Genomic DNA, 14,622 nt, shown 5'->3' with positions numbered 1-14,622 from the left:
TTGCGCACCCCAGGTACGCACTTGCTCACCAAGGTTCGCGCTGACGCGCGCCCCGGGATGACTACCGAGATTTAAGAGCTTACTTCGGCGCCGCCGCAGCAGCCGGTGCGGCAACACTACCGGTCGGCACCAGGGCTTCCGCCGTCTTGGTCGACTTGGAAGCCTGTTCCGGTTCCGCGCCGAACCTCGCCTGCGTCTTCGGTGCAAGCTCCGCCATTGCCGGCGCCGAGATATCCACGTGCGGGAGCACGTCAGCCACGAGATCGGTCGTAACCAGATTGGTGAGCTTGAGCTCGCCGGCATCGAGCTCGTGCAGGTCCTCCCAAGGCGGGACGCTGAGCGCAAGCGACAACAGATCCCCGGCGCCACCCATATCGAAGGTGTATTTGGCGAGGCGGCCGATGTCGCGCTCCACGATCATCAGGTCCTGCGCGCTATAGCTCGCCGCCTTGGCATCATCGGCGCGGTCGCCCATCCAGATCTGGTGAACCCGGACATGAGCGGCTTCCGGCACGTAACGCTTCTTGCCGGCCAGCAGCAGGAACGCGCACATGGATTCGCAATAGGCTTCCGGCGCGACGGCCGGCCGTGTCGACGGCCCGCCGCGGAGGCTCACGCCGACCGTGGTCAAAAGCCCGAGATTGCGGAAGCGCCGGCCGAGCGTGATCGCGTCATTGACGGAGCCGCCGCTGGAATCGAGCACTACGGTGGCGCCGCCGAGCTGGCGGCCGCGCGAAAACTCTTCGAATTCTTTGGGCGTATCGGCAGTGATGATGCCAACCGCGCTGATCCAGCCGCGGCAGTTCGGCTCGCAGGCGACCCAGCTGAACTTCATCGGCAGCTTGCGCTCTTCGAGAGCAGCGCCTGCGCGGGCCGACGATCCGAATGTCGCGACGGCACCTGCCAGCGCGACCCCACAAACGGCGGTTCCCACCAGCAACCAGCCGCGAAGTTTAAGGGAGTTCAGAAGTCTCAATCTGGTTCCTTCCCCAAGCCCCAAAGCCCCAAGGTCCCCAAACAATCCCCGGTGGCGCTACCTGAGTCCATCATACAGGCGTATGTTTCTACACACGGCCGTCATAAAAATGGTATCCGGGCGAATACAGATCGTCCACAGATACTTGCTGCAGTGCTCCCAAAAAACACGCAAAATATGGCGTGGAAACAACAACTTATGGTTCCCTGCACCGGAACCGGGCAAAGCTTCGCTCAACATCGCAGCACAACGCACATGAAGCATTCAGCCTGCCAGCGCTGTTCCAGTTCCGTCGATGGTGTGCTCCGGCTGCCGCGCAGATTCGGCCGTGCACTGATCTGGCTGTATCGCCACACGCTGTCACCTCTGGTCGGTTACAATTGCCGGCACCTGCCGACCTGCTCCGTCTATGGCGATGAGGCAATCGAACGGTTCGGGCTGTGGGCCGGCGGCTGGATGACGCTCGCGCGCCTGCTCCGTTGCCATCCCTTCGGCACGTCCGGCATCGACAACGTGCCTCTCACGGCGCCCAAAGGCGCACGCTGGTATCTCCCCTGGCGCTATGGCCGCTGGCGCGGAGTTAACGCGTCCTGACCTGCGGTGCTCTGAACAGCGCCGCCCTGACCGGAACCTTAGACTTTCCGCCCGCGTTGTCTTGATGCTCCCCACGGGAGGAAACAACAATGCGCTGGAAAATCAGCCCGCATTTTCACGTCAAGCCCGGTCCGAATCTCGATCACAGGGCACACGATCCAAGAACCATCGACCTGCTCGCCATCATCGCTTTGCTTGCGCTCGTCCTCGGCTCAGGCTGGTATCTTGAGAGGAGCCTTGCAACACAGCCGAGCACGACGACGTTCATCGTGCCGAGCCAGAGCGTGCATTGGTAGTCACCGGAACCAGTAGAACCGTCCCTGTGACGGAGGGATCGACTCCGGCGGTCGTAGCCGCTTCGGGCGCGGCGGCTTTGGCGCCGGCTCGGCGGCCGAAGTGGTCTCTGCAGCCGGTGCGGTCTCGCTGCCCGGCACCTTCACCGCCAGCAGCAAATTCGATTCACGCATGCGCCAGCGATAGCCGACGCCGAAATCGATTGGCTGGGCGCGCGTGAACAGCTCGGCGTAGCGCTCCTGGTAGCGGCCGGGGAATTCGTCGATGGGGCCGAGATAGCGGCCGAACGGGAAGAACCGCCATTGCCGCGCATTGTAGTTCGCAAGCGGAATGCCGGAATCGTCCTGGATGATGGTGGCGCTGTTGGCGAGCAACCAGTCGCGTGCGACGGTGAAATTGCCGGAGTGCAACAAGTAGGACGCACTCTTGAGCAGGCTGTTGCCGGGCCCGAGCGTCTCGCAGAATTTCAGGAAGCCCGCGGCACGTGCGCCGGAATTGGAGAGGTCGGTTGCGAAATAATACAGCGTACGCGCTTCCCCGTCGCTGCCGGCAAAGCTGATGCGGACGCCGCGCGTCGCGTTCCGTCCGGGATTGTCGCCGCCGACATGTAGCCCGCCCTTGTCGTCGAGCGCGATCATCTCGACGTTGCGGATGGTCTTGCCGGAGCGGGCGAGGAAGACATAGAGGATCGGCAAGGTGCCGTTGACCTGGTTGGCGCTCAGGTCGACCTTCATCTGCTTGGTGATGAAGAACGAGAAGCTCAGGATCGAGCCGAGCGAGCGTTCGACGTTGTAGAGCGCAGCGCCGACCGAACCACGCGGCAGCCGCGTCAAATCGGGCACCGCACCGACCGGCTCCAGCGCGCCGAGCACGTAGGTGCTGGCTTTGGGATAGAAGGTGTTGGCGTAGAGGAAATCGGGGCCGCTGAACAAATAGAACATGGTCGGTCGGGGCGCGGCCAGATTGAGGTCGGCCCAGCTGCGGATCTTCGAGAGCTGACGCTGCTCGAGCTGAGCGAAGGCGCCGTCGAAGAATTTGGCGTGACGCTGCCAGGCCGGGTCCCTGGTGAGCGGCACCAGCGGCGAGTCCGCCGAAGGCTGCATGCCCGCAAGGAAGCGCGCCGTGTCATCGAAGGTGACGTCTGCGGCACGCGCGGACGAGACGGCCGCAGCCAGGAGGACGAAAGCAACGGCCGCAATTCTCAGGGGGCGGAGCATGTCTATTCGCGATGCGGTGATGCGGCAGCGACGACGGGCCGCCTGCGGAAAACAGCGTAAATCAAAAGGCCGGAGAGCATGACGAGCATTCCCGACAGCGACTGAAGCGGCCGCTCCGTCAGAAGGTAGTACATCATGAACGCGGTCACGAGCAGAAACACGAGCGGCGTGAACGGGTATCCCCAGGCGCGATAGGGCCGCGGCAGATCGGGATCGGTGATACGCAGCTTGATGACGCCTGCGACCGTGAAGAACGAGCAGAACAACAGCGCGAACTGGATGAAATCGAGCACCGCCTCGAAGCTGCGCGTGAACAACAGAAGATTGGCGATGGCCAGTTGGAACAGGATGGCATAGGCCGGCGCGCCGCTCACGGACCGCTTGGAGAAAACGCGCAAGGCGGGAATGTCCTCCCCCATCGTCATCATCACGCGCGGGCCGATCCACATCATCGCGCTGATCGAAGAGATCAGACCGAAGCAAATCATGGCGCCGACGATCCGACCGCCGAGGGTGCCGAAGATCGCCGTGCCGGCGACACTGGCGACGTCGAGCTGGCCGGCGAGCGCGCTGACCGGCGCCGAATGGAGAAATACCGCGTTCAGCGCGACATACAGCACGAGCACGATCAGCGTGCCCGCGAGCAGCGCGCGCGGCAGGTTCCGTTGCGGCGTCTTCATCTCGCCGATGATGTAGGTGGTGGCATTCCAGCCCGAGAACGAATACATCACGAAGACGAGCCCGATGGCGAACGGCGCGCTGACGATGTGAGCGATATCGCCGGGCTGCGGCGTGAAGCTGATCGGCTGCGGCACGGCGATGACGAAGCCGGCGACCAGGAAGCCGACGATCAGCACGACCTTGAGGACGGTCGAGATCAACTGGAACGTGGATGAGTGCCTGACGCCGGTCAGTTGCACCAGCGAAACCAGCCACACCACGCCGATGGCGAGCGGAATCGCCGGCAGATCGGGTACGACCGACTTGGCATATTCCCCGAACGCCATCGCGGCGAGCGCGACCGGCGCCGCGAAGCCGACCGTGGCCGACACCCAGCCGGCGAGGAAGCCGAAGGCCGGGTGATAGGCACGGCCGAGGAAATTGTACTCGCCGCTCGAGCGCGGAAACATCGCGCCCAACTCGCTGTACGCGAACACACCGCACAGCGCGACGACGCCGCCGACCGTCCAGAGCAGCAGGATCGAGAAGCCGGACGGGATGTCCTTGACTTGGAAGCCGAGGCTGGTGAAGACGCCGACCCCGATCATGTCGGCGACGACGATGGCGGTGGCGACCGGAACGGAGACCCCGGCCCCCCTCCCGGTCAGCCGGTCCGTCCAGGGCGGGGTACCCGCATCTGATGCCGTCATCGGGGTCCTTAACCTCAGGCGCTTCGCCTAATGGGCCGATCGTGCACTTTGGCCCAGTCAATTCAAGCAGGGTTAACAAGGGTTAAATGAGGCAACGGAGGTAGGTACCTGACCACCGCCTAGGCGCTTCTTTGGACGATGTCTCTGGATGCACCCGGGATTGTCCGTTCCGCTCCCCCACAATCAGGACACGATTGCATGGTCCTTTCGAGCGTTCCGGATGTGGGGAAGTTTCTCCGGACGCTTAACGTCGCCTAAACGCCAGTCGGCTCAATTGTTTCAAGTTTGCCGATGGACGTGTGACTTGGACGTGTGACCTGGGACGTAAGACTTGGGTCGTGACTTTGGGGTCATGGGTGGATGGCCGGGGCCGCTCCTAAACTGAGAGCTGATGATCGTGCCGATCGGACAATGTCCGGTCGGCATGATCGTGCGCTCCGGGCCGCTCTAATCTCAGTCATGGTGCCGTTGTCGCTGACGCTGGTTCAATGCGGCAAGGCGCCGGATCCGGCGGCGCTGGCGGCGAACTCCCAGGCGAATGTCCAGGTGGTCGCCAAGACCAATTCGCAGAGCTCGAACGCGCGCCTGGCAAGCGGCGACACGTTCGAGGACCGCTTCCCTGCCCCGCAGTTTAGGGAGCGCTTTCCCTCGGCGAGTGAGAGCTTCCTGCAGCGGCAGATGTCGGACTTCTCGCCCAAGCGCGCCGTGCAGTCTCAGCCGGAGCAGGCGTCCTACAAGGTGGCCTCGCTCGAGCCGCAAGTGCCGTACAAGCGCCCCGCCCGCGAGGATCTGACGACACTCGTCAGCATGAAGTCGTCGGCCTTTCCCTATTTCGGCAACAACCCCGCCTCCGACGCGCCCTTCCTCAACATCTCCAAGGGCGACCGCCGCGGCCACCGCAGCTATTCCGGCCGCGTCTACTGGCAGGACGAGACCTACAGCGACAGCCGCGTGCTGGTGCACGTGCCCGAGCATTTCGACCTGCGCAAGCCGGGCGTGATCGTGGTGTTCTTCCACGGCAATGGCGCAACGCTCGAGCGAGACGTCCGCGACCGGCAGATGGTGCCGAAACAGGTCACCGATTCCGGCGCCAATGCGATCCTGCTCGCGCCGCAGATGGCGGTCGACGCCGCCGATTCCAGCGCCGGAAAATTCTGGCAGCCGGGCGGCTTCAAGCGCTTCATGGCGGAATCGGCCGACCATCTTGCGCGCCTCACCGGCGATCCCAACAGCGCGCGCGCCTTCGCCAACATGCCGATCGTGATCGTCGGCTATAGCGGCGGCTTCCTGCCGACGGCCTGGAGCCTCGAGGTCGGCGGCATCAGCGACCGCGTGCGCGGCGTGGTGCTGCTCGATGCCGTCTATGGCGAGATGGACAAATTCGCGTCCTGGATCGAGAGCCACCGTTCCGGCTTCTTCGTCAGCGCCTACACCCGCCACACCGCGCGGCGCGACCGCGAGCTGATGAGCATGCTCGGCCAGAAGGGCATCAGCGTCGCCGAGGACATGGACGGGCCGCTACGACCCGGCAGCGTGGTATTCGTGGAGACCGGCGAGGGCATCACCCATCGCGACTATGTCACCCGCGCTTGGACGCGCGATCCGCTCAAGGACGTGCTGGTGAAGATGGCGGCGACGCCGTCGCTCGCGCTGACGCGCGTCGCCTCCACAAATCCCTAGCCGGGATATCAGTTCCCAATATCAGTTCCTGGGCAGCTTCGGAATGCTCTCGGCAAAGCCGTTGAAGCAGGCCAGCCGCTCGTCCTCTTCCTTGAAGAAGCGGCAGTCGGCATAGCCCTTGGCCTTGGCCGGCTTCGGCTTCGGCGCCGGCGGGATCACCGCGTCGTAGCAGTTGAGGCGATCCTTGGTGCCGTCGTCGATTTCGAGGCAGGTCTGGAGGCGGACCGCGATCGATTGCGGCTTGCCCTTTGGAGCGGCGACAGCCTCGTTGGCGCCTTTCGGCTTGACCTGCACCAGCGGCTTGTCCCCCACCATGGGTGGCTTCTCGGTCTGCGCAAATGCGGAGGCTGAATAGAGCACCGCGGTAACCGCCAGAATCATCCTCATCTCAGTCAACTCTCTTTGATCCCCACGCCGGCCTTCTACCGCTCCCGCGCGAGGTTTGCCAAGCGCCTTGCGCGCACGACCTGCTGCGTTCAGGCGGTGGCGGCAGCCGCCCGCCTGGGCCGGGTCACGACCACCAGGATCAGTGCCAGCACGACGAAACCGACCGCGACGAAGCCGAGCGTGTGCAGGAGCTCGCGGGCGAACAGCAAGCCGCCGACCGCGGAGCCGACCGCCTGGCCGATATAGAGGACGGATGTGTTGAGGGCGACGGTGGCCGACGCCAGCGGCGGCGCAGCCGCGACCAGCCGCACCTGCTGCATCGAGTTGGTCGAGGCGAAGCCAAGGCCCCAGATCGTCACCGCGCCCGCCATCATGACGAGCGAGCCGGCGCCTAGGGCCCACCCGCTCATCCCGGCAAGCAGCAGGCAGGTGAACAGCAACGAGGTGCGATAGGGCCCCGCAGTGTCGACGATGCGGGTGGCGACGACGACGCCGAGGAAGCCGCAGATCCCGTACAGCGCGAAGACCAAGCCGATCGCATCGGGACCGGCGCCAGTGAGCTTGTTGAGCAGCGGGCCCATATAGGTGAACACGACGAACTGCCCCGACATTTGCAGCATCGTGATCGCGAGCAGCAGCAGGATCGTCCTGCTTCGGCCGACGGCGGCCCATGTCTTCAGATCGACCGGTGCGCCCTGCAGGCCCGCCGGCAGACGCAGCAGCAACAGCAGCAAGCTGACGCAGCTGAGCGCGCCGACCCCGCCATAAGCCGCGCGCCAGCCGTAGCGGCTGGCGATAAAGGTGATGAGCGGCAGGCCGACGGCGGCTGCGAGCGACCAGCCGAGGAAGAGGTACGCAATGGTGCTGCCGCGCCGTTCCGCCGGCACGATCAGCGCAGCCGTGCCGGCGGCCTGCGGCGTATAGAGCGAGCCGACTGCGAGCATCGCGAGCCGAATGATCAGCAGGCTGGTGTAATCGGGCGCAAGCGCGGAGGCGAGATTGCCGAGTGCGAGCACCGCCAGCGTCGTGGCGAGCAGGATCCGCCGTTCGATGCGGCTGGTCAGCCACGCCGTCAGCGGCGAGCCGACGCACAGCGTCACCGCGCCGAAGGTGATCAGGAGCCCGGCCGCGTGGATGCTGATCCCGAGCCCCGCCGACAATTCCGGCAGCATGCCCGCCGGTGCCAACACCGAGCAGCCGGTCACGAGATTGCCGAGCATCAGGGCGGTTGGCGCGAAACGGCCGGCGGCTGGGGCGCTTTTCATGCAAACGCATGTAGCGGCGGCCTGCGACCGGTTAAAGGGTACAACGTGAAATAGTTGCTGGCTCCGCCCCGGGTTTTGCGCGCCACTTTCTTGGAAATGCCGGATTGCGCAGGCCGAATCGCCTGATATATCGCTCGTTCCCGCTTACCTGCGCTCGTTCGCAGGAGTGAGCCCCAGGAGAAAAGCAATGTCCGACCAGCCCAAATCCGAGTCCGGCTTCCAGTACAGCCTCTCCAATTTGAAGCCCGTGACCCCCGCCGCCAAAGTCACCCTCACCTTCCCCGACGGCGCCAAGCGCCAGTTCGACAAGGGCATCACCGGCCTCGATATCGCCAAGGGCATCTCGCCGTCGCTGGCCAAGCGCACGGTCGCCATGGCGCTCGACGGCACGCTTGCCGATCTCAACGATCCGATCGAGGCCGACGCTGGAATCGAGCTCGTCAATCGCGATGACCCGCGCGCGCTCGAATTGATCCGGCACGACTGCGCACACGTGCTGGCGGAAGCGGTGCAGACGCTGTGGCCGGGAACCCAGGTCACGATCGGCCCCGTGATCGAGAACGGCTTCTATTACGACTTCTTCCGCAACGAGCCGTTCACGCCGGAAGACTTTGCCGCGATCGAGAAGAAGATGCGCGAGATCATCGCGCGCGACAAGCCTTTCACCAAGGAAGTCTGGGACCGCGAAAAGACCAAGCAGGTGTTCCGCGACAAGGGCGAGGCCTTCAAGGTCGAGCTGGTCGACGCCATTCCCGGCACCGAGCCGATCAAGATCTACTACCAGGGCGACTGGTTCGACCTGTGTCGCGGTCCGCACATGACCTCGACCGGCAAGGTCGGAGGCGCCTTCAAGCTGATGAAGGTGGCCGGCGCTTATTGGCGCGGCGATTCCAACAACCCGATGCTGACGCGCATTTACGGCACAGCCTTCGCCAAGCAGGAGGACCTCGACGCCTACCTGAAGCAGATCGAGGAGGCCGAGAAGCGCGACCATCGCAAGCTCGGGCGCGAGCTCGACCTCTTCCACTTCCAGGAGGAAGGTCCGGGCGTCGTGTTCTGGCATCCGAAAGGCTGGACCATCTTCCAGCAGCTGATCGCTTATATGCGCCGGCGCCTCTCCGGCGACTACAACGAGGTCAACGCGCCGCAGATCCTCGACAAGGTGCTGTGGGAGACCTCGGGCCATTGGGGCTGGTATCGCGAGAACATGTTCGCGGCGCAATCGGCCGGCGACGAGGCCGAGGACAAGCGCTGGTTTGCGCTCAAGCCGATGAACTGCCCTGGCCACGTCCAGATCTTCAAGCACGGCCTGAAGAGCTACCGCGACCTGCCCTTGCGCCTCGCCGAGTTCGGCGTGGTGCACCGCTACGAGCCCTCCGGCGCCATGCACGGCCTGATGCGCGTGCGCGGCTTCACCCAGGACGACGCGCACATCTTCTGCACCGAGGATCAGCTCGCCGAGGAGTGCCTGAAGATCAACGATTTGATCCTGTCGACCTATGCCGATTTCGGCTTCACCGGCGACCTCACGGTGAAGCTCTCGACCCGGCCGGAGAAACGCGTCGGCACCGATGCGATGTGGGATCACGCCGAGCGCGTAATGGCGACGGTGCTGCGCGAGATCCAGTCGCAGAACAATCACATCAAGACCGAGATCAATCCGGGCGAAGGCGCGTTCTATGGGCCGAAGTTCGAATACGTTCTGCGCGATGCCATCGGTCGCGACTGGCAGTGCGGCACCACGCAGGTCGACTTCAACCTGCCGGAGCGGTTCGGCGCCTTCTACATCGACCATGACGGCGGCAAGAAACCGCCGGTGATGGTGCACCGCGCGATCTGCGGCTCGATGGAGCGCTATATCGGCATCCTGATCGAGCACTATGCCGGCAACTTCCCGCTCTGGCTCTCGCCGGTGCAGGCGGTTGTCACCACCATCACCTCGGAAGGCGACGAATACGCCAAGGTGGTGCTGGAGCAGGCGCGGCGCGCCGGGCTTCGGGCCGAGATCGACCTGCGCAACGAAAAGATCAACTACAAGGTCCGCGAGCACTCGCTGGCCAAGATCCCGGCCCTGCTTGTGGTCGGCAAAAAAGAGGCTGAGACGCATTCGGTCTCGGTCCGCCGGCTCGGCAGCGACGGCCAGAAGGTGATGACCACGGCCGAGGCGATCGCCGCCCTGGTCGACGAGGCGACGCCGCCGGATGTGAAGCGAATGCGCGGCGCCGCTTGATCCTGAAATCGATCTAAATTCGCTTCCGGTTGCGGGCGTGCATGCTTATCTCGGCATGGCACGCCCGCCGACCATTTGAAGAGGATATCGCAGTGCCCGATGCCATCGAACTCCTGAAGACCCGCCGCTCGGTCAAGCCGCGCGAGATGACGGGGCCCGGCCCGTCGGCGGCCGAGCTCGAGACCATCCTCACCATCGGGGCGCGCGTGCCGGATCACGGCAAGCTCGCGCCGTGGCGCTTCATCATCTTCGAGGGCGAGGCCCGGCTACGTGCCGGCGAGGTGATCGCGCGGGTCTTCGCCAGGAAGAATCCGGGCGCGCCGGCGGCCGACGTCGAGACCGAGCGCAAGCGCCTAATGGACGCACCGCTGGTGATCGGCATCGTCAGCTTCACCAAGCCGCATCCGAAGGTGCCGGCGTTCGAGCAGGAATTGTCGGCGGGCGCCAGCGCCATGAACATCGTCACCGCCGCCACCGCACTCGGCTACGGCGCCTGCTGGCTGACCGGCTGGTTCTCTTTCGACCGCGACGTGCTCGACGGCCTCGGCCTCAAGCCGGATGAGAAGCTCGCCGGCTTCATTCATATCGGCACGCCGACCAAGCCGAACGAAGACCGTCCGCGCCCGTCACTTTCGGACATCGTGACGCGATTTTAATCGATGTTGTGTTGACGCATCGAGCCTCTTGCGGCTTTGATCCCGCCGAGGGAGGAAGGTGCGGATGAGACGCCGTGAATTTCTGGTCGGGGCCGCGATGCTCGCCGGCACGATGGCGCGAAGCCGGGCCGCGGACATCCCCGCCCCCTCGCCCGACGGCCTCGACCGCATCACGGCATTCTTCGACAACGAGGTGGCAAGCGGCCGCCTGCCGGGCGCGGTGATCCTGGTTCAGCAACACGGCAAGCCGGTCTATCTGAAGTGCTTCGGCGTGCGCGACACCAGGAGCGGCGTCGCGATGACGCCGGACACGATCTTTGCCATCCACTCCATGACCAAGCCGATCACGTGCCTTGGCGCGATGATGCTGATCGACGACGGCAAGCTTGCGCTGACCGACCCCGTGTCGAAATACGTCCCGCTGTTCGCCGAGACCAAGGTGGGCCGCGAGGTGACCCTACCAGGCGGCACGGTCGAGCTGGACCTCGACCCACCGGACCGCCCCGTCAACATCGAGGATCTGCTGCGGCATACTTCGGGCATCAGCTACGATTACATCGGCAGCGAATGGGTCGAGCACGCCTACAAGATGGCCAACATTTTCGCGGGCCATTTCGACAACAGGGAATTCGCCGATCGCATCGCCAAGCTGCCGCTGGCGCGGCAGCCCGGAACGCTGTGGCGCTACGGCCATTCCACCGACGTGCTCGGCAGCGTCATCGAGATCATCTCGGGCCAGACGCTGTACGACTTCCTGAAAGCCCGCATCTTCGATCCGCTCGGCATGAACAGCACCAAATTTACGCTCGCGACCGAGGACGAGCTGGCGCGGATGGCGCGGCCGCTGCCGAGCGACTCAATCCTGCTCGCCGGCGAGCGCGACCGCCTGGACCATCCAGAATGGCAGTCGGGCGGCGGCGGCCTGCTCTCGACCATCACCGACTATCAGCGCTTCTCGCAGATGCTGCTCAACGGCGGCGAGCTCGAGGGCAGGCGCTATCTCAGCCCCGCCGCGTTCAAGGCCATGACGACCGATCAGATCGGGCCGGGCTCCGGCGTCGGACGCGACTATTTCTATTTTCCAGGCGACGGCTTCGGCTACGGCTACGGCCTTGCGGTGCGCACCGATCCCGGCAATGCAAAACCGCCGCCGCCGGGCTCGCTCGGCGAATTGAAATGGGACTCGGGGAGCGGCACCTATTTCGGCGTCGATCCCAAGCTCGACATGGTCTACGTCATGATGCAGCAGACCCAGAACGAGCGCGGCCGCATCACCCCCGCGTTCAAGGCGCTGGTCTACGATTGCTATCCGCCCGCGTTACGCCGCCCGTGAGGTGCGCTGGCCGAAATCGGCGAGGAGCTTTCCGAGCTCGGCCGCCGGCCGCGCGGCGCTGAACAGAAATCCCTGCACCTCGTTGCAGCCTTCGGCGCGCAGCCAGTCGAGCTGATCCTCGGTCTCCACGCCCTCCGCGGTCGTGGTGATGTTGAGGCTGCGCCCCAAACCCGAGATCGCGCGCACGATCGCACCGCAGTCGGGCCGCTCAGCCAGATCCTTGACGAAGGAGCGGTCGATCTTGATCTTGTCGAACGGAAAGCTGCGGAGATAGCTCAGGCTGGAATAGCCGGTGCCGAAATCGTCCATGGAAATGCCGACGCCGAGCTCGCGCAACTGGTGCAAGGTGGCGACATTGGCGTCGGTCTCGGCCAGGAAAATCGACTCAGTGATCTCGAGCTCGAGCCGCTTCGGCGACAGGCCGGACTGCGCTAGGGCCGAGATCACGACCTGGACCAGGTTGCGGCTGCGGAATTGTGCCGGCGACAGGTTGACGGCGACCTTGACGTCGACGGGCCATTTCACCGCCTCGGTGCAGGCTTCGCGCAGCACCCATTCGCCGAGCTGGGTGATCAGGCCGATGTCTTCGGCGACGGGTATGAACTCCGCGGGCGAGATCATGCCCTTATCCGGATGACGCCAGCGCAGCAGCGACTCGAAGCCGGAGATGCGGTCGGAGGCGATCGACACCAGCGGTTGATAGTGCAGCTCGAACTCGCCGTTGGCGAATGCCCGGCGCAGATCCAGCTCCATGTCGCGGCGCCTCTGCGCCTGGAGGTCCATCTCACGCTCGAAGAAGTGGTGCACGCCGCCGCCGTCGGCCTTGGCCCGGTACAGCGCCATGTCGGCATTGCGCATCAACTCTTCCGGCGTGGTGCCATCGCCCGGCGACAGCGCGATGCCGACGCTGGCGCCGATCACCATCTCTTGTCCGTCGACGTCGTAAGGCGCCTTGAGCATGTCGATCAGCAGGGAGGCACAGGCGCTGGCCTCGTTCGGCGAGACGTCGGCAGCCAAGATGACGGCGAACTCATCGCCGCCGAGCCGCGCGGCGAGATTGGTGCCGCGGACCGCTATGGTCAGGCGCTCGGCGACCTGCTTCAACAGGCGATCGCCCACCGGATGACCGAAGGAATCGTTGATGTTCTTGAACAGGTCGAGGTCGATGTAGAGCACGCCGACCCGTTTTCCCGCGGCCTGGTCCAGCGCCTGCTTCAGGCGCTCCTGGAAGTGCTCGCGGTTCGGCAGGTCGGTGAGCCCGTCATGATGCGCCATATAGGCGATGCGCGCTTCGGCCTTGCGCCGTTCGGTGATGTCGACCACCGCCACCAGATAGCCGTCGCGCTCGTCGAAGGCGACGCGACGGCCGAAGGTGAGCACCTCGATCTCGCTGCCGTCGGCGCGCAAGTGTCGCCAATTGCGCGAGGAGTGGTAGGCGTCGCCGAGGCGCTCCAGCGCCGCGGCGTGGCTGTCCCACTCGTCCTCCGGCCATATCTCGTGCAGCTTCATGCGCAGGAAGGTCGCGCGGCTGTAGCCGTAATGCTGGACCGCGGCGTCGTTGACGCTGAGGAACTCCTTGGTCTCTGCGTCGAACACCCACATCGGCATTGGATTGTTGTCGAACAGGAGGCGGAACGAAGCATCGCGCCGCTTCAGGACAGTGACATCGGAGATGGTCAGCGAGACCACGTCGGCAAAGGCCGTGGCGCTGAGCCTGAGGTAGCGCCCCTCGCTCTCCAGCTCGAGCTGCTCGCAGCGGCTGCCCGCAACGGCCTTGAGCAGGAATTCCATCACCTCGGGCAAAGCCAGCAGCGTGCCGCCCTCACCGATCCGCCGCCACAACAGGCTTGCGCCTGCAACCTTCAGCAGCTCACCCGCGCTCTTGTTGTGGTGCACGACCTGAAAGTCGAACGGCTTGCCGGCGGCATCGCGCAGCGTCGCCAGGGAGACCACGGCGTCGTCGGTCGCGGAAAAGATGGCGTCGAGGAGATTGTATTGCGCGCCGCGCTCGTTGACATAGGCGCCGATCAGCGTCGCGCCCCAGCGCGAGGACGTCGGCAGCGCCAGCACGTCGTAGGTCCTGACCATGCCGTCGCGCACGCAATGCGCGCTCGCCCGGTGCGGCCGTCCGGCCGCCAGCGCGCTCGCCGCCGCTTCCGACAGCGCCGTGGCGCAATCGGGCGACAGCTCGGCTAGGGGAATGTCCCAGCGCTCCTCGCCGAGCCATTTCTGCACGTAGCGTCCGCTGCGCGACAGTTCGAGCACGCCATCGTTCTTTAAGAGCGCGATGTGGTCGGCGAGCCGTCCGAGACTGCCGAGCATGACGTCCTCGTAACGCGGCAACCGCTCGCCCGGCTTCAACGCCGCACGCCATTTGCGCTGAAGCACCGGGATGTCGTCGAACATTTCGGCGGCCGGTTTTCCCGGCATCTTCTTCGCGGCAGTCATTGCAGTCCCCAACGCACTTTCCCGCCGCATCCAATGCAGGCGCGCTTAACGACGTGTAAAAAGCGCGCAGGCGCGGGTTCCATTCAGCGATTATGACAGTTTTAAGTCAGGTGTTGGTTAGTGGGCGTTAGAGACTGTGACGGTTGCGCGAAGCTGCTCTCGTGTCCCGGAC

General features: G+C 64.8%; 12 protein-coding genes. 6 read left to right on the top strand and 6 right to left on the bottom strand.

Features of this window, described 5'->3' with window-relative positions; translation table 11 throughout:
- Positions 1 to 79: 79 nt before the first annotated feature.
- Positions 80 to 976, bottom strand: a complete 897-nt coding sequence (locus I6F28_RS10300; RefSeq protein WP_225139839.1) for a COG3904 family protein — start codon at positions 974 to 976, stop codon at positions 80 to 82.
- 255 nt (positions 977 to 1,231) lie between these two features.
- Here I6F28_RS10300 and yidD point away from each other — a divergent pair, with 255 nt between their 5' ends.
- On the top strand, positions 1,232 to 1,570 hold the full coding sequence (yidD, locus tag I6F28_RS10295; protein WP_036010511.1) for a membrane protein insertion efficiency factor YidD: 339 nt from the start codon (positions 1,232 to 1,234) through the stop codon (positions 1,568 to 1,570).
- Positions 1,571 to 1,659: 89 nt separating this feature from the next.
- Positions 1,660 to 1,866, top strand: coding sequence for a hypothetical protein (locus I6F28_RS10290; protein ID WP_036044035.1), 207 nt, complete (start codon positions 1,660 to 1,662; stop codon positions 1,864 to 1,866).
- Here I6F28_RS10290 and I6F28_RS10285 read toward each other — a convergent pair whose 3' ends face one another.
- On the bottom strand, positions 1,867 to 3,081 hold the full coding sequence (locus tag I6F28_RS10285; protein WP_225139838.1) for a hypothetical protein: 1,215 nt from the start codon (positions 3,079 to 3,081) through the stop codon (positions 1,867 to 1,869). It lies immediately after the preceding gene.
- Positions 3,082 to 3,083: 2 nt separating this feature from the next.
- Positions 3,084 to 4,451, bottom strand: a complete 1,368-nt coding sequence (locus I6F28_RS10280; protein ID WP_225139837.1) for an APC family permease — start codon at positions 4,449 to 4,451, stop codon at positions 3,084 to 3,086.
- Between the two features lie 360 nt (positions 4,452 to 4,811).
- Here I6F28_RS10280 and I6F28_RS10275 point away from each other — a divergent pair, with 360 nt between their 5' ends.
- Positions 4,812 to 6,131, top strand: coding sequence for an alpha/beta hydrolase (locus tag I6F28_RS10275; RefSeq protein WP_225139836.1), 1,320 nt, complete (start codon positions 4,812 to 4,814; stop codon positions 6,129 to 6,131).
- Between the two features lie 21 nt (positions 6,132 to 6,152).
- Here I6F28_RS10275 and I6F28_RS10270 read toward each other — a convergent pair whose 3' ends face one another.
- Both I6F28_RS10270 and I6F28_RS10265 read right to left on the bottom strand, forming a co-directional pair.
- The gene (locus tag I6F28_RS10270) at positions 6,153 to 6,518 is read right to left on the bottom strand and encodes a hypothetical protein (RefSeq protein WP_225139835.1); all 366 of its coding nucleotides are present in this window, start codon (positions 6,516 to 6,518) and stop codon (positions 6,153 to 6,155) included.
- Positions 6,519 to 6,607: 89 nt separating this feature from the next.
- Positions 6,608 to 7,783: an MFS transporter gene (locus I6F28_RS10265; protein ID WP_074448151.1), complete on the bottom strand. Its 1,176-nt coding sequence runs from the start codon at positions 7,781 to 7,783 to the stop codon at positions 6,608 to 6,610.
- Positions 7,784 to 7,970: 187 nt separating this feature from the next.
- Between I6F28_RS10265 and thrS the strand changes: the two genes are divergently transcribed.
- From thrS to I6F28_RS10250, 3 genes are all read left to right on the top strand, one after another.
- Positions 7,971 to 10,013 carry a threonine--tRNA ligase gene (thrS, locus tag I6F28_RS10260; protein WP_225139834.1) on the top strand — a complete coding sequence of 681 codons (2,043 nt, stop codon included), beginning with the start codon at positions 7,971 to 7,973 and terminating at the stop codon, positions 10,011 to 10,013.
- Between the two features lie 92 nt (positions 10,014 to 10,105).
- Positions 10,106 to 10,669 (top strand): nitroreductase family protein, encoded by a 564-nt coding sequence (locus I6F28_RS10255; protein ID WP_036010490.1) that lies wholly within the window; start codon positions 10,106 to 10,108, stop codon positions 10,667 to 10,669.
- Positions 10,670 to 10,733: 64 nt separating this feature from the next.
- Positions 10,734 to 12,002: a serine hydrolase domain-containing protein gene (locus I6F28_RS10250; RefSeq protein ID WP_225139833.1), complete on the top strand. Its 1,269-nt coding sequence runs from the start codon at positions 10,734 to 10,736 to the stop codon at positions 12,000 to 12,002.
- On the opposite strand, the gene I6F28_RS10245 is transcribed toward I6F28_RS10250, so the two are convergent.
- Complete coding sequence (locus I6F28_RS10245; protein WP_225139832.1) at positions 11,988 to 14,450, bottom strand: putative bifunctional diguanylate cyclase/phosphodiesterase; 2,463 nt, start codon at positions 14,448 to 14,450, stop codon at positions 11,988 to 11,990. The genes I6F28_RS10250 and I6F28_RS10245 overlap by 15 nt on opposite strands.
- Positions 14,451 to 14,622: the final 172 nt, after the last annotated feature.

This window comes from Bradyrhizobium sp. NBAIM14, from assembly GCF_020193895.1.
Classification (GTDB): domain Bacteria; phylum Pseudomonadota; class Alphaproteobacteria; order Rhizobiales; family Xanthobacteraceae; genus Bradyrhizobium; species Bradyrhizobium yuanmingense.
Note: the sequence above shows the minus strand (reverse complement) of the source record. Positions and strands in the feature narration are given on the sequence as shown.